The sequence below is a fragment of the Staphylococcus sp. GW821-FHT11H10 genome (assembly GCF_058807855.1).
Map to the genome: position 1 here is coordinate 1 of NZ_JBXARC010000031.1, position 21,355 is coordinate 21,355.

The 21,355-nt window shown below is 32.9% G+C and carries 22 protein-coding genes; 2 read left to right on the plus strand and 20 right to left on the minus strand.

Going from position 1 to position 21,355, the window contains the following annotated elements; all coding sequences use genetic code 11:
- Positions 1-96: 96 nt before the first annotated feature.
- The 8 genes from dltD to AC1RRU_RS11650 form a co-directional block, all read right to left on the minus strand.
- A complete protein-coding gene (gene dltD / locus AC1RRU_RS11615) occupies positions 97-1,287 on the minus strand; it encodes a D-alanyl-lipoteichoic acid biosynthesis protein DltD (protein WP_011276284.1) in 1,191 nt (396 codons plus the stop codon).
- Positions 1,284-1,520, minus strand: coding sequence for a D-alanine--poly(phosphoribitol) ligase subunit 2 (dltC, locus tag AC1RRU_RS11620; protein WP_011276285.1), 237 nt, complete (start codon positions 1,518-1,520; stop codon positions 1,284-1,286). The genes dltD and dltC overlap by 4 nt, the downstream gene beginning before the upstream one ends.
- 15 nt (positions 1,521-1,535) lie before the next feature.
- Positions 1,536-2,750, minus strand: coding sequence for a D-alanyl-lipoteichoic acid biosynthesis protein DltB (gene dltB, locus AC1RRU_RS11625; protein WP_011276286.1), 1,215 nt, complete (start codon positions 2,748-2,750; stop codon positions 1,536-1,538).
- Entirely contained in the window at positions 2,747-4,204 is a 1,458-nt protein-coding gene (dltA, locus tag AC1RRU_RS11630; protein ID WP_011276287.1) for a D-alanine--poly(phosphoribitol) ligase subunit DltA, read from the minus strand. Before dltA ends, dltB begins: the two co-directional genes overlap by 4 nt.
- A 14-nt stretch (positions 4,205-4,218) precedes the next feature.
- Positions 4,219-4,347, minus strand: coding sequence for a teichoic acid D-Ala incorporation-associated protein DltX (locus AC1RRU_RS11635; RefSeq protein ID WP_160380485.1), 129 nt, complete (start codon positions 4,345-4,347; stop codon positions 4,219-4,221).
- 441 nt (positions 4,348-4,788) lie between these two features.
- Positions 4,789-5,754, minus strand: a complete 966-nt coding sequence (locus AC1RRU_RS11640; RefSeq protein ID WP_011276289.1) for a 2-hydroxyacid dehydrogenase — start codon at positions 5,752-5,754, stop codon at positions 4,789-4,791.
- A gap of 18 nt (positions 5,755-5,772) precedes the next feature.
- Complete coding sequence (locus AC1RRU_RS11645; protein WP_011276290.1) at positions 5,773-6,564, minus strand: TIGR01457 family HAD-type hydrolase; 792 nt, start codon at positions 6,562-6,564, stop codon at positions 5,773-5,775.
- Positions 6,564-6,998, minus strand: coding sequence for a DUF86 domain-containing protein (locus AC1RRU_RS11650; protein WP_011276291.1), 435 nt, complete (start codon positions 6,996-6,998; stop codon positions 6,564-6,566). The genes AC1RRU_RS11645 and AC1RRU_RS11650 overlap by 1 nt, the downstream gene beginning before the upstream one ends.
- A gap of 102 nt (positions 6,999-7,100) precedes the next feature.
- On the opposite strand from AC1RRU_RS11650, the gene AC1RRU_RS11655 reads away from it, so the two are divergent.
- Complete coding sequence (locus tag AC1RRU_RS11655) at positions 7,101-7,367, plus strand: DUF3055 domain-containing protein (protein WP_011276292.1); 267 nt, start codon at positions 7,101-7,103, stop codon at positions 7,365-7,367.
- 72 nt (positions 7,368-7,439) lie between these two features.
- Here AC1RRU_RS11655 and AC1RRU_RS11660 read toward each other — a convergent pair whose 3' ends face one another.
- The 12 genes from AC1RRU_RS11660 to sufC all read right to left on the minus strand — a co-directional run bounded on the left by AC1RRU_RS11660 (position 7,440) and on the right by sufC (position 19,972).
- Entirely contained in the window at positions 7,440-7,832 is a 393-nt protein-coding gene (locus tag AC1RRU_RS11660) for a YutD family protein (RefSeq protein ID WP_070855304.1), read from the minus strand.
- A gap of 108 nt (positions 7,833-7,940) precedes the next feature.
- Entirely contained in the window at positions 7,941-8,861 is a 921-nt protein-coding gene (gene lipA / locus AC1RRU_RS11665) for a lipoyl synthase (protein ID WP_029376689.1), read from the minus strand.
- Positions 8,862-8,993: 132 nt separating this feature from the next.
- Positions 8,994-10,316, minus strand: a complete 1,323-nt coding sequence (locus AC1RRU_RS11670) for a bifunctional metallophosphatase/5'-nucleotidase (protein WP_011276295.1) — start codon at positions 10,314-10,316, stop codon at positions 8,994-8,996.
- 21 nt (positions 10,317-10,337) lie between these two features.
- Entirely contained in the window at positions 10,338-11,165 is an 828-nt protein-coding gene (locus tag AC1RRU_RS11675; RefSeq protein WP_011276296.1) for a sulfite exporter TauE/SafE family protein, read from the minus strand.
- A gap of 13 nt (positions 11,166-11,178) precedes the next feature.
- Complete coding sequence (locus AC1RRU_RS11680) at positions 11,179-12,027, minus strand: DUF72 domain-containing protein (protein ID WP_011276297.1); 849 nt, start codon at positions 12,025-12,027, stop codon at positions 11,179-11,181.
- A gap of 124 nt (positions 12,028-12,151) precedes the next feature.
- Entirely contained in the window at positions 12,152-13,225 is a 1,074-nt protein-coding gene (locus tag AC1RRU_RS11685; protein ID WP_011276298.1) for an NAD(P)H-dependent flavin oxidoreductase, read from the minus strand.
- Positions 13,226-13,519: 294 nt separating this feature from the next.
- On the minus strand, positions 13,520-14,200 hold the full coding sequence (locus AC1RRU_RS11690; RefSeq protein WP_011276299.1) for a hypothetical protein: 681 nt from the start codon (positions 14,198-14,200) through the stop codon (positions 13,520-13,522).
- 206 nt (positions 14,201-14,406) lie between these two features.
- A complete protein-coding gene (sufB, locus tag AC1RRU_RS11695) occupies positions 14,407-15,804 on the minus strand; it encodes a Fe-S cluster assembly protein SufB (RefSeq protein WP_011276300.1) in 1,398 nt (465 codons plus the stop codon).
- Between the two features lie 179 nt (positions 15,805-15,983).
- Positions 15,984-16,445 carry a Fe-S cluster assembly sulfur transfer protein SufU gene (gene sufU / locus AC1RRU_RS11700; RefSeq protein ID WP_011276301.1) on the minus strand — a complete coding sequence of 154 codons (462 nt, stop codon included), beginning with the start codon at positions 16,443-16,445 and terminating at the stop codon, positions 15,984-15,986.
- Entirely contained in the window at positions 16,435-17,685 is a 1,251-nt protein-coding gene (locus AC1RRU_RS11705) for a cysteine desulfurase (RefSeq protein WP_172458783.1), read from the minus strand. The genes sufU and AC1RRU_RS11705 overlap by 11 nt, the downstream gene beginning before the upstream one ends.
- 40 nt (positions 17,686-17,725) lie before the next feature.
- Positions 17,726-19,033 carry a Fe-S cluster assembly protein SufD gene (gene sufD, locus AC1RRU_RS11710; RefSeq protein WP_493196594.1) on the minus strand — a complete coding sequence of 436 codons (1,308 nt, stop codon included), beginning with the start codon at positions 19,031-19,033 and terminating at the stop codon, positions 17,726-17,728.
- Between the two features lie 177 nt (positions 19,034-19,210).
- Positions 19,211-19,972 (minus strand): Fe-S cluster assembly ATPase SufC, encoded by a 762-nt coding sequence (sufC, locus tag AC1RRU_RS11715; protein WP_011276304.1) that lies wholly within the window; start codon positions 19,970-19,972, stop codon positions 19,211-19,213.
- A gap of 354 nt (positions 19,973-20,326) precedes the next feature.
- Here sufC and popT point away from each other — a divergent pair, with 354 nt between their 5' ends.
- Positions 20,327-21,178 carry a polyprenyl-phosphate transporter PopT gene (gene popT, locus AC1RRU_RS11720; RefSeq protein WP_011276305.1) on the plus strand — a complete coding sequence of 284 codons (852 nt, stop codon included), beginning with the start codon at positions 20,327-20,329 and terminating at the stop codon, positions 21,176-21,178.
- The last annotated feature ends 177 nt before the right edge of the window (positions 21,179-21,355 follow it).

Sequence of the window (21,355 nt, forward strand, 5' to 3'; positions counted from 1 at the left end):
TATAAAAAAGACAATTTCTATATTATTTCAATAGAAATTGTCTTTTTTCACTTATCCAAGAACTTTATGTCCCGGACCCGTTGGTGCTTTTGTTAATTATTGGTGTTCATGTTGTTTGTTATGATCTTTGTTATGCTCGTTTTTGTCATCCTTCATATGTTGAACAATATGTTGGTTCATGTGAGCCCAACCTTTCCAACCTACGTGAACGACATCACTAAGGACATATTTCTCATAATCTTTATCTGACATATCATACACCTTACCACCATGTGCTACTACAGTTTGATGTATTTTCTTATAGACTGGTTCTCTTGTTGAGCGTTCAATACCTAAGTGGTCATACCATTTACCATTCACCGGTAAAATAACATATTGTACGTCTGCACTTGCATTATGCATTGTATCCACTAACAATGATAAATCATTAAATTCTGGAGAGTTCATTTTAAACTCATATTTACGATGATTCATTGGCTTTTTATGTATAAGTTTTTCCCAATATTCATTACGTATTCCATAATTATTTGATGATGAGCGTTTCTCACCTAACGTCACAGCTTTATCTTGCATTTCCTGCCATGATACATTTGGCTCAGTCACAGGTTTCACATGTGATAATGGCGACTTATCTAATGAGAAGTAAGTTTTAATCGCTTCAATTTTTAATAACTGATTCTCTTTAAAACGAGAAACATAGTTACCATCTACTTCACCGTGATTATTTACGACGTCTTTCAAGAATTCTTTATTCGACGCACTTTTAAAGTGTAATAAGCGTTTGGCGTATCTCTCTTTTAATTCTGAAGGCATATCTTTTTGTTGAAATAACTGATTAATTTGATTTGGTGTTGTACGTGCTGCAAAATCACGATCATTAACACCATGTGTACTAAACCATTGTGGTGAAATAATAAATGTCATCTTTTTCCCTTTTAGTTGATCATATTGACCAGCTAATTCAATTGCATTGATTAAATCTGTATTACCACCCGTACCAATTAGAAAAATTGGTTTAGTATTTTTTCTATGATTTAACGCAAGCGCAGGGTTAAATGGATCTAACTTGTTAAGTTCACTTGACCCATATATTGGATAATATTTATCACTACTAAATAGTTTATTTTGAATGAGCGTACCTTTAAGAACTTGATCGGTTAAAGATATTCTATTATTAGCGACAGCCTTGTTTGTAACTAATCCAGTAAACCAGCTAGCAGGCATTAATACGAAGGCTAGAAATAAAATGCCGCTAATAATAATTGGTAAAAATGGTTTTAATTTCATCGTAATTCTTCTAATGCTTCAACAATTTTGTTTGGAGTTGCCCACTCATCACGATCGAAATCCATGATAGATACTTCAATGCCTAATCTGTTTTGAATCTCAAGTAATAAACCTACCGTTTGGAATGAATCAATAATACCCTCTTCGAATATTTCGACATCAGGGTTCTCTTTTACAACATCATTTTCTGCCACATCAGCTAATAAATCTAATACTTGTTCTTTAAATTCCATAATTTATGACTCCTTTTAAATTAATTTTCCTGAAAAGATTAAAAATCCAAATGCTACAAAATGGAAAGTAATGATAATACTCAACGCTTTAGTAAAACCATTTTGCCAACGTGGTGGATGTTTCTTTCTCCAACGTTCATAGTAACCATAACCAATAAACATTAGTCCATGGTAAATACCATAAACGATATAGAATAACTCTAAACCATGCCACACACCCATGATAAAGAAGTTTAAGAAGAATGCGAAATTAGACATCGCAAATTGACTTTTAAATGTTTTTTTACGTGACATATAGAATAATGTACGCATATAAATACAATCTCTAAACCAGAATGATAATGACATATGCCATCTATTCCAGAAATCTTTAATATTTTTTGCTTTGAAAGGTTGCTTGAAGTTAGGCGGTGTATTAATACCATATAAATAACTTACTGCTACAGCAAACAAGCTATATCCAGCGAAATCAAAGAATAAATAGAAGCTGTAAGCATACATATATAGCCATTTATGCATAAATCCGTCTAGATTCATTAATAATGGAAGAATGGCATAAACATTGATTAAATAAGCGATAATATACTTGTACAAGAATCCTAGCATAATCATATGTATCGCTTTGGCAACCATCTCCCTATATTGTTCACTTGTAGGAACCTTTTTATCGTCTTTAACAAAACGTTTATAGCGATCAATTGGCCCTGAAGACACCGTTGGGAAGAAAGAAATGAATTGGAATAATTTCCCAACTTTGATCTCTTTAATAGATCCATCTCGAATCTCCATAATTAATTGCACACTTTTAAACGTTACATAAGAAATACCTAGGAAACCTACAAATTCTATAAGCTTGTGTTCATGGAAATGAATTTGTTGACCACCTAACCATGAGCTTTGTAATACTTTAACTATCGCTAATGGCAAAATGGATAAAATCATAACAATGACAAATTTGCTAAATGTATTACTCTTCTGTCTTGATTTATAATATCCCATGATTAATAACACTTGCCATATGAGATAAATTACAAAACTAATGAGTTGAATACTTAAATATTTATTACCGAATAAATTATGTTTATCTGATGAAAAGATGACGACAATCATAATTGCAGTACTTAAACCGTTATAAATATAGCTTCGCTTACCTAAAAATCCGAGTATGATGACTGGTAAAAGTACTATAATTGCAACTAAGAAGAAGGTAAACGTGCCATATGGAATCATGCGTTAATATCCTCTGCGACTTGTTTACGATCAAGCTTTCCGTTTGACGTTAATGGTAACTGTTTCATCCAAACAAATTTTCTCGGAATCATATATTCAGGTAAGCGAGATTTTAGTTCAGATTTAATTTGTCTTGTCATTTCTAAATCATCTCTAACTTCTTCAGTCGGAACGACAGCACCGATTAAATGTATTACTTTATTATTTTTATATACTGGAACGACAACAGTTTCTCTAACAAACTCTGATTGTCTAAGTTGCGTTTCAATTTCTTCCAATTCCATTCGGTAACCGTTAAGTTTAATTTGGAAATCAATTCTTCCTTGAATGAACCATTGTCCATCTTTCTCGATGGCTTTATCACCCGTATGATATATACGAAGTCCATCTTCAAAGTTAAATACCGCATCGGTTTTTTCTTTGTTATCTAAATACCCAAGACTAACACTATTACCTTTAATAACAAGTTCGCCTTCGTCTGTTGTAAACAATGATGTGTTAGGTCTTGAAACACCAACAGGTAGCGGGTTATAAGCTTCAATTACTTCAGGTGTCAATTTAATACCTGTAACAGCTACTGTCGCTTCCGTAGGTCCATACGTGTTATAAACCACTGCACTTGGATATCTATCTAAAAGTGCTTTCGCAGTTCTATGAGGTAAGATTTCTCCACAGAAGAAGAAATGATTCAAGCTTGGGTAACTTGATTCGTTAAGGTTAGGTAATAGCAAGCACATTTCCATAAATGATGGTGTAGATACCCATGCATTGATTGGTGTATTAACTAACATTTCATTGAGTAATTTAGGTTTATTGATCATTTCTTTATCTACTAAATTAAGTGTGCCACCTGATGTTAAACAAGGATAAATTGCCATGACTGATAAATCGAACGAGAATGGTGCTTGATTTAACCACTCTTGTGAACCTTCTGATTCATTAAGTGATACCATCCATTCTGCAAATTCTATTAAACTTGCATATTCGATCTGAACACCTTTAGGCTCACCTGTTGAACCAGATGTAAAAATAGTATATACAACATCCGTTAATCCCATTTGACTGTCAAATAGTGTTGGATTATCAGAATCTTGGATACTTTGAATTGTAAGTTCTTGTATATTGGAATGATTTAATTGTGTATCTGATGTGTTAAATATAATGTCCGGTTGTACTTTATTTATAATCATATTCACACGTTCACTTGGTACTGAAGTGTCAATAGGTACATAGCCACAACCTGCTTTGATAGCACCTATCATTCCTACTAACATGTAAGGTGACATATGTCCATAAACGATTAACGGCTTATGATTATCTTGTAATAGATGCGCTAATTTACTAGATTCATCCATTAATTGTTGATATGTTAATTCTTCATCTTTATGTCTAACTGCTACACGTTCAGGATTACTTTGACCGAAGTCATTTATTAAATTTATGATATCTGTCATAATTAGACTCCTTATTAAAATTCATTGTAAATGAAATTATTATGTGTATCGCCGGAACCATAAATTAGGTACAGCGCAATAAATATCGCTAAATATAAAAGTGTTAATAAATAAGGTTTAGCTTTCTCATAATATTGCATCATCTTATGATTATTCTCTTTCAATGCACTATTGCACCTCACTATCATTTCAAATATCGGAGTGAAGTATTAGTCTTACTCCTGAGTTAAAACCGAATTCCCGAAAACAAAACAAAATTCATTAAATATAATTTTTATATATTATACATTCATCTTATTATAATTAAAATTTGATTTTAAGGCAAATTAAATTTTCCACTTCAAACTATTGTGCTAATGATACTAAATTAACACTTAAAAAAATTAATAAGATTTTATGCGTTAATGTTACTATCAACAACACTGCATTAGTGGCAATGATGAATTCAAATGACAATAATTATATTAGTACCAAATAGTTAGCTTAACAATTACATACGGTATAACAAAACTGTTAGTTATAATAAAAGAACCTCTATCGTTCATGGTTAAATCTTTACCTAAACGTTAGAAGTTCTTTAAAATTTATTTATTAGTAATAGGAGTCAACGGTTTTTCACCTTTTAATATCGCAACAATGTTATCAACACATAATTGAATCATTCGATCTCTAGTTGCTACAGAAGCACTACCTATATGCGGTAATATGACTGCTTTCTCCATTTTCAAGAGAGGGTGATCAAGTTTAATAGGTTCCTCACGTAAGACGTCTAAACCACATCCACCAATTTCATGATTGTTCAATGCATCAATTAGAGCATCCTCGTCTACAATAGCACCGCGACCGATATTAATAAAGATTGCATCGTTTTTCATTTTAGAAAATGCATCTTTATTAAACTTATTCTCAGTTTCAGGCGTCAATGGAGCAGTACAAACGACAAAATCACTCTCTTCTAATAATGTATCAAAGGATACATAACTTGCATTAAGTTCTGATTCTGCATCTTCATGTCTTGAACGATTATGATACAAGATAGTTGTATTAAATCCTTGAAGTCGACGAGCAAAGCTCTTTCCAATATCACCCATACCATAAATACCTACAGTTGAACCATGAACATCTTTACCTGACAATAAGTATGGTCCCCAACTTTTCCATTGGCCATCTTGTACATATTTTTCCGCTTCAACAATACGTCGTGCCACAGTTAACATTAACGTAAATCCTAATTCGGCTGTTGTTTCCGTAAGTACTTGAGGTGTATTAGTAACGACAATTTCTTTGTCTTCAGCTAACTTAACATCAATGTTGTCAAAACCAACTGCCATATTTGCGATTACCTTTACATGTTTAGCATGTTCAAGACATGTGGCATCAATCTTTTCACTTAATGTGATGAAACATGCATCAACATCTTCTAATTCTTTTAAAAATTGCTCTCTAGGCATAGGTTCAAATGCTTCTTCCCACATTTTAACGTCGCCGAACTGTTCCAATTGCTCTATGAAATGATCTGGAATTTGACGCGTGACTAGAATTTTAACCATGTCGTGCCACCCCTCTTTTTATTTTTGGGCATTTTTTTCTAATTCTGAAATTGCTACATTTAAGTCTTTAAATGAATATGTAGGTTGTTGGTCTTTTTCTTTTAGTTCTTCATAAGTCGTTACACCAGTTTGTACATGAATTGTGTCAACACCGACATTAATACCAGACATGATATCGGTATCATACAAATCGCCAACCATTGCTACGTCTGATTTATCTAATTTCAAGATGTCTAAAGCAATATCCATAATGACTGGCTCCGGTTTACCAATAAATTGTGGTGCTTGACCTGTAGATACACTAACTACACTTGTAATCGCACCATTACCTGGTAAGAAGCCACGTTCTTTAGGAATCGATACATCAGGGTTCGTTGAAATAAATCTTGCACCCTTACGTACTGCAAGCGTTGCCACAGCTAATTTTTCGTAAGTAACGTTTTCATCTAAACCAATCGCAACATAATCAACGTTTTCATCATCTTTTACAGTTAATCCAGCTTCAGTTAGAGCTGTGCGTAAGCCATTGCCGCCAAGCATGTATACCGTAGCATCACTTTTCTCATCTGAAATATAATTTGCTGTTGCTAAGGCAGATGTTACAACTTCCTCAGGTTTCGCATCAATATTCATTTCTTTTAATTTTTGCGTTACCTCTTCAGGCGTCTTTGTAGAGTTGTTTGTAACATATAAATGCGGGATTTGATGATTGTTTAAGTAATCAATAAATTGTGCTGCACCATCGATTTCATCTGTACCTAGATACATAGTTCCATCTAAGTCGATTAAATAACCTTTATAATTCTTCATTACTTGTTGTCTCCTTTTCCAAAAGCGGTAACTGGAACATTCTCTTTCTCAAGGAACAGAGTTACCTCTTGAATAAACTGTTCATAATAAAGCAAAGCCTCGTCAAATAATGGCTGAATCTTGCTGTTATCAAGTTCTGTATAATGGTGTGCGAACTGCTTTCTAACGTCAACTGTTTCATTAACATGTTGTTGAGTAGATTTCGAAATAACACCTTCTAGTTCAAGAATATCAATGACATCTTTATAATTTCCTGGATCTCTCAAGATAAAACCATCAATAATCATATTACCTATATCCACAGATGATTCAATTAACATTTGTGCGATACGTTCAAATGCATAATGATTTCCTTTATTCGATTCATAATCTTTAATTAATTGATTTAAGTAAGTTAATTTTAAAGTAAGCTGATCTTTATCTACAAAATACATATCCTTCACCTCTTAATATGTCTATCATATCACAGTTTTGCATAGGTCTTCATTTGTCGTTATACTTAATTAAAAATACAAGATAAAAGGAGTTCTACTCTTATGATAGATATGTACTTATATGATGATGAAGAACAAAGCCAAGTACAGTTTGTAGGCTTTGTAGGTGAACATAGCCGATATGATTTAATGCACGTTCAAACAGATCGTCATTACGGTAAGACACTTGTGCTAAATATGCAAACAAACAAATTCGGTATTATCGGGACAGATGATATTGAAGAAGAAGGATATATCGCGCATATTTTAGGTGTGAGTCAAGAAGAAAGTGATGAAATCATTGAATATCTTAATCAAGTCATTCAATAATTACTATTTTAAAAGCTGTGAAAAAATCCCTTATCTTAGATTTCTTCACAGCTCATTTTATTTATTATATAGTTACTCATCTTGGTGCTTAACTTCCTGAATGGTAGGTTTAATTTTAACATCATGTAATTTATCTTCAGAATCAGACAAAATAACATCCTCTTCATCATGATTTAATTGTTGTACCTCTTTGTTAGATAAATGACGTAATACAAAATAAGGACAACCGAAATTGCAATATTCTAATATATAATCTTGAATACTCGAAAAACGTTTCGTGATTTCAGCTTTTTTATTCGTATCCTTATAAAAACCTTTTAATCGTAGCTGATCATATCCAAAATCCCCTACAATAAAATCATACTTATCTAATATATCTGAATATCTCGATGCAAATAATTCTTCATCAAAGCATGATCTATATTCTTCAATGATTTCAAAATATTGTTGACCTATCTTAATCATAATTTGTCACCTTTAACTCGTATAATAAAAACTTAGATTACACAATTCAATTTAAAATGTGCAACCTAAGTCTCTAAAAACTTAATCTAAACTGTTTAATTGTTCAAATTAATTTTGTTGTAATTTTTCTTCACCTAGACGGTGTTTTTCTTTAGCCGCTTCATTTACTTGTTCGTCGGCATGATAAGAACTACGTACCATTGGGCCAGCTTCACAGTGTTTAAAACCTTTGTCCATAGCTACTTTTCTTAATTTACCAAATTCTAATGGTGTATAGTATTTTTCAACTTTTAAATGCTTACGTGATGGTTGTAAATATTGACCAATTGTTAAAATGTCTACATCATTTGCACGAAGATCATCCATTGTTTCATAAATCTCTTCAATCGTTTCTCCTAAACCAACCATTAAGCTTGATTTAGTAGGAATATCTGGTTGCAATTCTTTAGAACGACGTAAGAACTCTAATGTTCTTTCATATGTTGCACGTGCACGAACTCTTGGTGTTAAACGACGTACTGTTTCGATATTATGGTTTAAGATATCAGGTTTAGAAGCCATTAATGTTTCAAGTGCTTCATAGTCACCACCCATGTCTGATGGTAAGATTTCAATTGTAGTGAATGGATTACGTTCACGTACTTTACGTACTGTTTCAGCATATACGTTAGAACCTGCATCTCTTAAGTCATCACGTGCAACTGCAGTGATAACAACGTGTTTTAAATTCATTAACTCAACTGATTCTGCAACACGTTCTGGTTCATTTAAGTCTAGTTCATTAGGTAATCCAGTTTTAACTGCACAGAAACGACATGCTCTTGTACATACTGCACCTAAAATCATAAATGTAGCAGTACGTCTAGCACCCCAACATTCATGTATATTTGGACACTTTGCTTCTTCGCAAACAGTGTGTAAGTTCTTTTCACGCATCATCTTCTTGAGGCCAATATAGTTTTCGTTCGTGTTAAGCTTAATTTTCAACCAATCTGGTTTACGTAAGATTTCTTCATTTTTAGTAGCCATAACCACGTATACCCTCCTGTATAATATATCTTTTCCTATTATAACGAAATTTACATTAAATTAAAACGTAATAAACCACAAATTTCAACCTTGAATTTAATTCTATTCTATACATAATTTATTTGTGTTATTCTATTGCAGTCTCAATAACTTATCTTTAAAGATATCTCTAAGGAACTGAGGCATAATATAATCAATTGACTTCCCTTTCAATATAGGGAAATATCTACCAAACGTATACATATCAACTGTTCCTAAAGTGTATATTTTATCATCAACTACCGCTTCACCATTAACAAAGAATCTATTTTCTGACTGGATAAAACCGCAATTATATAAAATATAGCCTCCAAATATATCTCCTCTAAAACCTAGTCCTTGAGCATGTTCATGCATATATTCTTGCTTCTGACTTTTTTCAATTACTTTTTTCAATTCACTACCTGTCAAACGTACGCGCACTAGATTAATTGGATGTGGCAACATTTTATGAATATCATATTCCGTTAGTCTATCCGCTTCAATTCCTTTTACAATTAAACCAGCATTTATGATAGTACAATCTGTATTAGTAAATTCAAATACACTTTCAGCTAATAAATAAGTCGTTTTAGTAATGACATCTGTTTTACTATTTAAGTTGATAGGATAATCAATCACCGGTTCACTCATCAATGCCTTTCCTTCTGACTCATAATCTGTTTCAACCATAGGTAATGTTTCAACCGGATAAATAATCGCTTCTTTACTAACAACCTTTTTATTTTCAATAGTTAAATTAACTTCACCTAAATAATAACCATATTTACCAGCAGCTGCCATAAGTACGCCATTATTCATTTCACCCTCATCAAAATGATGGTGTGTATGACTCCCAAAAATCACATCAATTTCAGGAATCTCTTGGCATAACTTTTCATCAAAAAAGATGCCTACATGACTCATCACAATAAGTACATCATAATTACCCTGTTGATTAGCGATTTCATCTTTAATCGCTTCTAAAGGATCCGTTACAATCCAATCAAGAGCTCTGTAAAATGGTGTGAAAGGTGCTGTTGCCGCTACAAATAAAATACGTACGCCTTCAATTTCTTTAATACATGATGAGGCTATGTTATGAGGTAACTTCCCTTCTTCATCGATAACATTTGTACAAATGACGTTAAATGTCGCATTATTATATAAATTATTTAATGCTTCATGAGAGATGGTCATACCTTCATTATTACCTATCGTCGCAATATCACACTGAGCCTCATTAAGCAAGTCGATATTCTTGCGACCTATCGTTGCTTGAGTCACTGGTGCTGATAAATCCACATGGTCGCCTATATCTAAATAGAGTGAGGGATGTTGAAGTTTGGGTCTATGTTCTGCCATATAAGATGTTATACGTGCATATTCGTTTAAATGACTATGAATATCGTTCGTGTGAAAAATGGTTAACTTCACTTAAATTCCCCCTATATTTATTTAAAGAAAAGATTTAATAATTAAGTATACACCCATTATCAACATAACCGTACGTAATAGCGTTACAACAGTTTCAGATTTAATCGAGTGGTTAACACGTACTCCAATTTGGGCGCCGATATAACTTGAAATAATAAGAATTATAGAATATGACCATGCAACATGTCCTTGTAAAATGTGACCTATAGAACTCATAACACTTGAAAAGAAAATCATCATCATGCTTGTACCAACTGCAACGTGTGGTGGAAATCTGAAAACAATTAACATTAGTGGTGTCATTAATGCGCCACCACCAATTCCGAATAGACCTGTTAAAATACCAATGAACAGTGTCGCAACAAATGCAAATAAAGGTGGTACGCTATAGTGATATGTCTTTCCTTCAGAATCAACATACGTTTTACGATATTTCTCTTTATCAAAAATCTTAAACGGTTTGATTTTATGTCTCACCATTAAAATAATTGAAACAATAATCATAAAAATACCGAAGTATAAATTGAAAGACTCTAAAGTAAGATATCTACTTAAAAACGAACCTAACAATGAACCTGGTAATAATCCAAACAAGAAGATAGAACCATTTTTAATATCTACCTGCTTCGTCTTTAAGTAGCCTAAGGATGAAGATAAGCCTGTGACGATTAGAATCACCGATGATGTTCCTATCGCTATTTGTGGTGTAATACCATGTAAAACATCGTGTGTAACGCCCAAGTATACCAGTGTTGGAACAATAATGATCCCACCACCAATACCTACTAATGACCCTAAAATAGCAGAGAAAAGGCCGATAAGCACTAATAAAATAATTGTCACTAACATTATATTTCGCCTCTTAGAATAATTTTAATTGTTGCGGAGCTAAACCTGTGTATTCAATATCTAACATATCCTGATATGTTTTAGCGTTTTGAGCAGCATGCCCACCCGAGTTATTATTAAATACGACATAAACCTTTTTAGCTTTTTGTTCTATAATTCTAACTTTATTAGCTAAATCGGTAAGCTCTTCTTTGTTGTAGTTATATAAGTATCTCACATCACGCCACTCTTGGTCGGTCATGTCTTTTTTGGTCCAGCCTTGTCTATTTCTTCCATGATAGCGTACAAAAGCCGTCTCAGTAGTAATACGATTAACTAGTGGTATTGAGCCTTCGCGCACTTGTGGCTCATCTACTACTGAATGGATAATGTGGTGCTCAGTTAAAAATGACAGCGTTTGTTCCTTAAATTGATCGTTAAACCATGATTGATGTCGAAACTCGACACAAATCGGTACATCATCCAATTGTTGACGAACATACAAGATATATTTGATATTTTGTGCCGTACAATCAAACCAAGGTGGAAATTGAACTAAGACCATAGCTAGTTTGTGATGATCTATAAGTGGTTGTAGCATTTGTTTGAATTGCTCGAATAATTCACTTCTTGTTTCTGCGTAATCTTTATAATCTGCATGTAGTGTAAGTGCTTGATGAATCTTCACTATAAATTCAAAACGATCAGGTGTTTCTTTAATCCATTTCATGATATTTCTTTCAGGTTGGATGGCGTAGTAAGATGCATCAAGTTCAACGATTGGAAAGTGACTAGCGTATGTTTGCAACTTATCTGATTGTCGTTCTAAATCCTCATATAAAGAATCGTGATCTCCCCATCCAGTAAGACCTATATTTATCATTTTTATCACCAGCTATATGATACCATATTCAATTTTATGATATCACTTGTTCTATATCATCTTTACATTATCTTATTATTTTCGGAAATGTTGCATTCTCATGCACACTCTATTTTTCTAAAAATCATCGAACAACCGTTAATAATGTTTTTACTTGTTCAACAAGTCGATCCATCAATTGATTGACATGTTGTGACGTAGCTAAACGTGGCGATTGACCACTCCACATATGCGTCCATTCACGATGCCCTGTGGAAGCGGCTGTCTTTCTAATAGAATTAGTTAGTTGATTTTGTACAGGATATGGCGGTATGTTCCCTTCGTATTGTTTCATCGTCTCTACAAATTCATTGTTGATACCGCGTGCTGATTTACCACTAAATACGTCAGTGACTATTGTATCAGTCTCTTTACTATGAAGCACTGCTTGTTTAACTAATTGATTTGCTCCACTTTCTTCAGTAGTTAAGAAAGCGGTTCCCATTTGTACACCTTGTGCACCTAGTATCTGACTAGCTAATATACCACGACCATCCATAACACCACCTGCAGCAACAACTGGTATCGATACATGATCAACTATCTGTGGTATTAAACTCATTGTTCCTATGAGCGGTTCACGCTGATTGTTGGTTGTTAAAAATGACCCCCTATGTCCACCTGCTTCACTGCCTTGAGCAACTACAATATCCATACCTGCATGCTCATTTGCAATTGCCTCATCTACAGTAGTAGCTGTACCAATTAAAGTAATTTTAGCACCTTTTAATTGTTCAATGATTTCTTTTGACGGGATACCAAAGGTGAAACAACATACTGGTACTCTATATTTAATCACAGTTTGAATTGCACTTTTAAATTGTTGTTCTTCAGAAATATTGACTACTGGCTCTTCAAGATTTAATGCCTTACGATAGGGTTTCAGCCAAGCATTCATATGTTCGACTTGTTCATTAGTGTATGATTGATGACTTGGTACAAACAAATTCACACCAAATGGTTGTGATGTTAATCCTTGCACTTTTTGAATTTCTTGCTCTAACTTTTTTGTAGTAAAGTAGCCCGCTCCAATACAGCCTAAACCACCTTTATTACTTACAGTTGCAACAAGTTCCGCAGTTGTACTACCAGCCATACCTGCTTGAATAATAGGATATTGAATATTTAAAGATTGCGTTAGTTGATTGTTATACCACATTTAAAATCACCTTTTCTTTATTTTAGGGTAATTACTATGCTTATTTCTCTTAAATAATTATTCAAAGTATTCCCTACTCCCATTTTCAGTAAACTTTGCTAATTTTTGAAAAAATAAAAGCAAGGACTGAACTTATGTAAAGTTAGCCTTGCTTATAAAATGATGATTTTACAATAGTGCACTTGTTAAAAAGATAATTATTTAATTATGCAGACATCACATATTTATGTATTTCAAAAAGATATTTAAAATTAGGAAAGTTTCTAAATTTGATACTTATCTAATTATTAATTTTTAAATCGAAATCAAAAATAAAAATTGCCATAAACACAAAATCATTGGTCGAAATACTAGACCGGGAAATTTGCCTCTTTTATTCCATAACACTACGTCAACAATGAAATAAATGACAATTAAAAACGCTGAGATTAAAAACATAAAGCCTCCAAACCCTAACAAATTATCAGTAGTTTTGGTCAATTCTTGCGCCATCATCCATTCCTTACTATGTATAAATCTTACTTTAGTTGACCAAGCAACTATTAGAAAAGCAGCTCCAATTGAACCTGACCATGCAATTATATTAGCCGATTGCAATTCGTCTTTCATATCTTTCATTTCTTGCTTGGTAACTTTGTTAGTTTTACCGTGTCCAGTTTTCACAAATTCTATTTTTGTTTTGAATGGCCGTTTTACCAAATAATGACTCGATAAATAACACATCAATAGGAACGGAAGAAGTGTTGCGACAAAAACCAAGTTGTAAGTATGGATATCTTCCCCTGTAAAATGTATTAGCAATTCAAGTAATGATGAATAAAATAAAAATATTCCTAAATACCAAATCTTCTTTTTCTTTTGAATCTGCCTTAGACTGATCATTGCTATAAAGATTAAGCCAATTGAACCTAAAAATATAGCAAGATATTCAATAATGATAATCAAAGAATACCAATTCGCATAAAAGTCAAACATTGTAGAGTCCTCTCAAAACATGTATTTTGATAAATCAATTACTTTTTTTAATATTATATATAAATATATCATAATAAAAATAAATAATTAATATAAATAAGTGTTAACTATTTTGAGATATAAAAAAGCACCAAAGCATTCACTTAGTTAGAACACTTTGGTACTTGTGATTGTTATTAAGAAAAAGTTAATAGTATGAGTTAAAATTAACCGATACTACCTTCCATTTCAAATTTGATTAAGCGGTTCATTTCTACTGCGTATTCCATTGGTAATTCTTTAGTGAATGGTTCAATGAAGCCCATAACGATCATTTCTGTCGCTTCTTCTTCTGAAATACCACGGCTCATTAAGTAGAATAATTGTTCTTCTGATACTTTAGAAACTTTCGCTTCATGTTCTAATGAAATATTGTCATTGAATACTTCATTATAAGGAATAGTATCTGAAGTAGATTCGTTATCTAAAATTAAAGTATCACATTCAATATTAGAACGTGCACCTTTCGCTTTACGTCCGAAGTGAACGATACCACGATAAATAACTTTACCACCATTTTTAGAAATAGATTTAGATACGATTGTTGAAGATGTGTTTGGTGCTTTATGAATCATTTTAGCACCAGCATCTTGTACTTGACCTTTACCAGCAAAGGCGATAGATAATGTACTACCTTTCGCACCTTCACCTAAAAGAACACAGTTTGGATATTTCATCGTTAACTTAGAACCTAAGTTACCGTCAACCCATTCCATGTTACCATTCTCATGAACAAACGTACGTTTTGTAACTAAGTTATAAACGTTGTTAGCCCAGTTTTGAATTGTAGTATAACGTACGTGTGCATCTTTATGAACGATGATTTCAACTACTGCTGAGTGTAATGAACTTGTTGTATAAACAGGTGCAGTACAACCTTCAACGTAGTTTACTGAAGCACCTTCATCAGCAATAATTAATGTACGTTCGAATTGACCCATGTTCTCTGAGTTAATACGGAAGTATGCTTGTAATGGTGTATCTAATTTAACATTCTTAGGTACATAGATGAATGAACCACCTGACCATACTGCTGAGTTTAATGCTGCGAATTTGTTATCAGCTGCTGGAACAACAGAAGCAAAGTATTCTTTAAATAGTTCTTCGTTTTCACGTAAAGCACTATCAGTATCTTTAAAGATGATACCTTTTTCTTCTAATTCTTTTTCCATATTATGATATACAACTTCTGATTCATATTGAGCAGAAACACCTGCTAAATATTTTTGTTCAGCTTCTGGAATACCTAATTTATCAAATGTACGTTTAATTTCTTCAGGCACCTCGTCCCATGAACGTTGAGTATGCTCTGAAGGTTTAACGTAGTATGTGATGTCATCAAAGTTTAATTCTGATAAATCGCCACCCCATTGAGGCATTGGCATTTTGTAGAATAATTTTAAAGCTTTTAATCTGAAGTCGAGCATCCATTCAGGCTCTTCCTTCATTTTTGAAATTTCTCTAACGATATTTTCTGTTAAACCACGTTCTGATCTGAAAATGGAAACATCCTCATCGTGGAAACCATATTTATAATCTCCAACATCAGGTGCTTTTTTAGCCATTTCAATCACTCCTTAAATATATTTAAAACGACGTGCGTGAGATTTTTAATATTCATTATTGTCTATTGCCATTGTAACAATATGCAACCTTCATAAAAAGTCAAAAGTGTAAAAAGTTAAAGTTGGACTTTAGAAATTGCTATCTATCATCACTATAAAGTTTCACATACGACTAAAGTTTACTCTTCTGTCGTACCTTCTGCTTTACCTTCCTTTTCAACTGTTCCTTTTTCAAGTGCTTTCCAGGCTAATGTTGCACACTTGATGCGTGCTGGGAATTGAGATACACCTTGTAGTGCTTCAATATCTCCCATTTCTTCAGTGATTTCATAGTCTTCACCAAGCATCATCTTAGTAAATTCTTGACTCATTTGCATTGCTTCACCTAGAGAATGACCTTTTACCGCTTCAGTCATCATAGATGCACTAGACATCGAAATAGAACAACCTTCTCCTTCGAATTTAGCATCATTAATAATGCCGTTTTCAATATCAAACGTTAATCTAATGCGGTCACCGCAAGTAGGATTGTTCATGTCTACAGTCATTGAGCCATTGTCCAAAACGCCTTTATTTCTAGGATTCTTATAATGATCCATAATTACAGATCGATAAAGTTGATCTAAATTATTAAAATTCATAAGAGAAAAACTCCTTCGTTTGTTTCAATGCTTCAACAAGTTGGTCTACATCTTCTTTAGTATTGTATACATAGAAGCTTGCACGTGCAGTAGATGATACATTCAACCATTTCATTAACGGTTGTGCACAATGGTGTCCAGCTCTTACAGCAACACCTTCTGTATCTACTGCTGTAGCAACATCATGTGGGTGGATATCAGCCAAATTAAATGTGATAACACCGGCACGACGTTCTTTTGGAGGACCATAAATTTCAAGTCCTTCAATAGATGACATTTGTTCATAGGCGTATTCTGTTAATGCTTTTTCATGTTCATGAATAGCATCAAAGCCTAATTTCTCAATGTAGCGAATGGCTTCACCTAATCCAATTGCTTGAGCGATAATAGGTGTACCAGCTTCAAATTTAGTAGGTAAATCTGCCCATGTAGCGTCATATTTACTTACAAAGTCAATCATATCTCCACCAAATTCAGCTGGTTCCATTTCTTTTAATAAATCACGTTTACCATATAACACACCGATGCCAGTAGGTCCTAACATTTTATGACCACTGAAACTGAAGAAATCAGCGTCTAAATCTTGAACATCTATTTTCATGTGAGGTGCTGATTGTGCACCATCGACACTAATAATTGCACCATGCTCATGAGCAACTTTAGCGATTTCTTTGATATCATTAATTGTACCTAACACATTAGATACATGTGCAATCGCTACAATTTTAGTATTATCATTTATTGTCGCTTTAACATCCTCAAGTCTTAATTCACCCTCATCTGTCATAGGAATGAATTTTAATGAGGCATTTTTACGTTTAGCTAATTGTTGCCATGGAACAATATTGGCATGGTGCTCCATTTCAGTAACAACAATTTCGTCGCCTTCTTCAACATTGGCATCTCCGTAACTGCGCGCAACAATATTAATTGCTGCAGTTGTTCCTCTAGTAAAGATGACTTCTTCAAAGTATTTAGCGTTAATGAAACGTCTTACAGTCTCACGAGCACCTTCGTATCCGTCAGTAGCAAGTGAACCAAGTGTATGAACACCACGGTGTACATTTGAATTATAACGTTTATAATAATCATCCAATACGTTCAACACTTGAACAGGTGTTTGACTGGTAGCTGTAGAATCAAGGTATGCTAATCTTTTTCCATTAACTTTTTGATCTAATATTGGAAAATCTTTGATGATTTCCTCAACATTTAATGAAGTTTCGGCCACTTTTTTCACGACCTTTCTAATATTAAAAATCTCTTTTAGATTTATATGTTTATTTATTTACTTTAAGTTCAATTACTTCTCTTAATTGACGTTTAACGTCTTCAATTGGTAATTCACGTACTACAGGATCTAAGAAACCATGAATTACTAATCGTTCAGCTTCTTTTTGAGAAATACCACGACTCATTAAGTAGTAAAGTTGCTCAGGGTCAACTCGGCCAACAGACGCTGCGTGTCCTGCTTCTACATCATCTTCATCAATTAATAAGATTGGATTCGCATCGCCTCTCGCATTCTCAGAAAGCATTAAGACACGTGACTCTTGGTTAGCGATAGATTTCGTACCGCCATGTTTAATATATCCAATACCATTAAATACAGATGATGCATTTTCACGCATAACGCCGTGTTTTAAAATGTAACCATTAGTTTCTTTACCGTATTGAACAATTTTAGATGTTAAGTTGATTTTTTGGTCACCAGTACCGACAACAACTGATTTAAGTTCACTTGTTGAACGGTCACCAATTAAATTAGTTGTATTATCAATGATTTGACTACCTTCATTCATTAGACCTAATGCCCAATTAATTGATGCATCTGCTGCAGTAGTACCACGACGAATGATATGACCAGTAAATCCTTTATCTAAATAGTCAACTGAGCCATAAGTGATATTTGAATTAGCACCGGCAATAACTTCTGAAACAATATTTAATTGGTTACCTTCACCACTTGCAGTTGATAAATAGTTCTCAACATACGTTACTTCAGCGCTTTCCTCAGTAACAATGATCACGTGGTTAAAGAAACTAGCATTATCATCATCATGTAACACAACATATTGAATTGGATCTTCAACAACTACATTTTTAGGCACATAAACAAACACGCCACCATTAATTAAAGCTGTATGCAATGCAGTTAAACGATGTTCATCAACACTCACTGCATCTGTCATTAAATATTTTTGAACTAACTCCCCGTGATTAATTAAAGCTTCTGATAATCCTTCAATTATCACACCATTTTTTTGTGCTTGATCTGATACTTGAGTATAAGCTAAAGCATTATTATGTTGAACAACTAAATTTTTAGTGTTTTCAACGTCTATAATTTTTTTAATAGCTTCTGGAAGCTCTGATAAATTACTGAAAGATTGACCTTTAACTTCATGTTGTTTAAATGAATCAAAGTCCCATTTTCTTAATTTAGTTTTATCTGGTTTTGGCATTTCTAAAGTTTCTGTTAATTTCAACGCTTTTTGACGTAACTCAGCCATCCAAGAAGGTTCATTGTGCGCTTTAGAATAATCAACAAGTTGTTCCTCAGAAATGTTTAAAGTTTCAGTTGTCATAACTCTCTTTTCCTCCTACTTGATGAAAAATTTTAGCGACTGTAGATATTTCGTATACTTAAATGATTAAGTTTATACGATGTCTAAGTCTCACATATTTAATCGTTGATATTAATGCAATGTTTCACATTAACACCATGTTTCTAGTTTCATCATTTAAAATAAACGATTGCTAGATTATTCTTTAGCACCGAATTCTTCTTTAACCCATTCATAACCTTCTTCTTCAAGACGTTTAGCTAGTTCAGGACCTCCTGATTTAACTACTTTACCACCGTACATAACATGTACTTTGTCTGGTGTGATGTAGTTTAATAAACGTTGATAGTGTGTAATCATTAAAGCACCAAATTCTTCGCCACGCATTTCGTTGATACCTTTAGATACAACTTTTAATGCGTCAATGTCTAAACCTGAGTCGATTTCATCTAGGATGGCAAATTTTGGTTCTAACATCATTAATTGTAAGATTTCGTTACGTTTTTTCTCACCGCCAGAGAAACCTTCATTTAAGTAACGTTGTGCCATATCTTTATCGATATCTAAGAAATCCATTTCTTTATCTAATTTTTTGATAAATTGCATTAAGTTGATTTCTTGTCCTTCTTCACGTTTCGCGTTAATAGCTGAACGCATGAAGTCAGCATTTGTCACACCAGTAATTTCTGATGGATATTGCATTGCTAAGAACAGACCAGCTTTTGCTCTTTCATCAACTTCTAATTCTAAAATATTAACGCCATCTAGTAACACTTCACCTTGAGTTACTTCGTATGATGGATGTCCCATAATCGCTGATGATAATGTTGATTTACCAGTACCATTTGGTCCCATAATTGCATGTATCTCACCTGTATTAATAGTTAAATTAACACCTTTTAAAATTTCTTTATCTTCAATAGACACATGTAGGTCTTTAATTTCTAATGTTGATGACATTTATATTCCCTCCGTAAAATATAAAGTTTTCTTAACTAGTTTATAATAATTTTAATTTGTAGTCAAAAAGACTTTGTGTACTTTAATACACTTCATTATAACGTAAATAGCCCTTAATATAAACTTATTAAAACTCTAAATTATAGTGATTATCTATCTAAAATAATTTTTATTTGATACTCAATTTTTTCTCGCAACTGATAATCAAAGGCTTATTGTTCTCAATAGAAATATTTCCGACACAAATGTTATTAATTTAGCGCGATTTTTATAAAAATTATATTTTTACAAACTGAATATTTTATAATTATTCAAAATTCTGTTATGATGCTATTTAATTGAAAGGAGACATTCATGCAAAATTTTAAATGGATAAATATATTAAAAGGGTTTGGTATGGGAACAAGCGATTTAGTTCCTGGAATAAGTGGAGGAACCATTGCCTTACTATTAGGCATATATGATGGATTCATTTCTTCAATTAGTGGCTTATTCTCAAAACGATTTTGGCCTAGTTTAAAGTTTTTACTTCCTATTTTAATAGGTATGGCTTTAGCTATCGGTATATTAAGTAATCTAATCAATTATTTATTAGAACATCACCAAGTAATTACAATGTTCTTCTTTACCGGTTTAATTATTGGTATCATCCCTTATTTACTAAGAACTGTAAAATTTAATAAAACGTTTAAAGCAAAACATTATAGCATTATGGTAGTAGGCATTATCATTTTAGTAGTAATTACATTAATGAATTCAGGTAATCAAAGTGCTGATACATCACTAGATTTATCATTCGGTCTTATTATTAAATATTTCTTAGCTGGTGCGTGTGCTTCAAGCGCAATGTTATTACCTGGTATTTCCGGATCGTTTATGCTACTAGTATTTGGTGCTTATGGAACAATTATGTTAGCCATTGCTGATTTAGTTAAATTGAATTTCGATGGCCTACCATTATTAATTGTTGTAGGATTAGGTGTGTTAGCAGGGTTTTTATTATCAAGTCGTATTATTAAATACTTCTTACATCATCATTTCTATACCACATTCGCATTAATAACTGGATTCGTTATCGGCTCCATATATGCTGTATTCCCTGGTCTTCCTCAAACTGGTATTGAGTGGACACTTTCAATCATCACTTTAATCATTGGATTTGCAGCTAGTTATTGGATTGGTCAAATTACTGATGATAATGTGTAATTAATTTTAAAATATTATATAAATATTTATAATGAAACGGACCCATAAGGTTAATCTAATGGGCCCGTTTTTCTGTTAAATTAAAATTCATTTTAAATTGAAAGAGTCCGGGACATAAAGTTCTTGGATAAGTGAAAAAAAGACAATTTCTATTGAAATAATATAGAAATTGTCTTT

Bases quoted from the DNA above. Each gene is read 5' to 3' on its own strand.
- dltD (WP_011276284.1), bottom strand. From the start codon at position 1,287: ATGAAATTAAAACCATTTTTACCAATTATTATTAGCGGCATTTTATTT.
- dltC (WP_011276285.1), bottom strand. From the start codon at position 1,520: ATGGAATTTAAAGAACAAGTATTAGATTTATTAGCTGATGTGGCAGAA.
- dltB (WP_011276286.1), bottom strand. From the start codon at position 2,750: ATGATTCCATATGGCACGTTTACCTTCTTCTTAGTTGCAATTATAGTA.
- dltA (WP_011276287.1), bottom strand. From the start codon at position 4,204: ATGACAGATATCATAAATTTAATAAATGACTTCGGTCAAAGTAATCCT.
- AC1RRU_RS11635 (WP_160380485.1), bottom strand. From the start codon at position 4,347: ATGATGCAATATTATGAGAAAGCTAAACCTTATTTATTAACACTTTTA.
- AC1RRU_RS11640 (WP_011276289.1), bottom strand. From the start codon at position 5,754: ATGGTTAAAATTCTAGTCACGCGTCAAATTCCAGATCATTTCATAGAG.
- AC1RRU_RS11645 (WP_011276290.1), bottom strand. From the start codon at position 6,564: ATGAAGAATTATAAAGGTTATTTAATCGACTTAGATGGAACTATGTAT.
- AC1RRU_RS11650 (WP_011276291.1), bottom strand. From the start codon at position 6,998: ATGTATTTTGTAGATAAAGATCAGCTTACTTTAAAATTAACTTACTTA.
- AC1RRU_RS11655 (WP_011276292.1), top strand. From the start codon at position 7,101: ATGATAGATATGTACTTATATGATGATGAAGAACAAAGCCAAGTACAG.
- AC1RRU_RS11660 (WP_070855304.1), bottom strand. From the start codon at position 7,832: ATGATTAAGATAGGTCAACAATATTTTGAAATCATTGAAGAATATAGA.
- lipA (WP_029376689.1), bottom strand. From the start codon at position 8,861: ATGGCTACTAAAAATGAAGAAATCTTACGTAAACCAGATTGGTTGAAA.
- AC1RRU_RS11675 (WP_011276296.1), bottom strand. From the start codon at position 11,165: ATGTTAGTGACAATTATTTTATTAGTGCTTATCGGCCTTTTCTCTGCT.
- AC1RRU_RS11680 (WP_011276297.1), bottom strand. From the start codon at position 12,027: ATGATAAATATAGGTCTTACTGGATGGGGAGATCACGATTCTTTATAT.
- AC1RRU_RS11685 (WP_011276298.1), bottom strand. From the start codon at position 13,225: ATGTGGTATAACAATCAACTAACGCAATCTTTAAATATTCAATATCCT.
- AC1RRU_RS11690 (WP_011276299.1), bottom strand. From the start codon at position 14,200: ATGTTTGACTTTTATGCGAATTGGTATTCTTTGATTATCATTATTGAA.
- sufB (WP_011276300.1), bottom strand. From the start codon at position 15,804: ATGGCTAAAAAAGCACCTGATGTTGGAGATTATAAATATGGTTTCCAC.
- sufU (WP_011276301.1), bottom strand. From the start codon at position 16,445: ATGAATTTTAATAATTTAGATCAACTTTATCGATCTGTAATTATGGAT.
- sufD (WP_493196594.1), bottom strand. From the start codon at position 19,033: ATGACAACTGAAACTTTAAACATTTCTGAGGAACAACTTGTTGATTAT.
- sufC (WP_011276304.1), bottom strand. From the start codon at position 19,972: ATGTCATCAACATTAGAAATTAAAGACCTACATGTGTCTATTGAAGAT.
- popT (WP_011276305.1), top strand. From the start codon at position 20,327: ATGCAAAATTTTAAATGGATAAATATATTAAAAGGGTTTGGTATGGGA.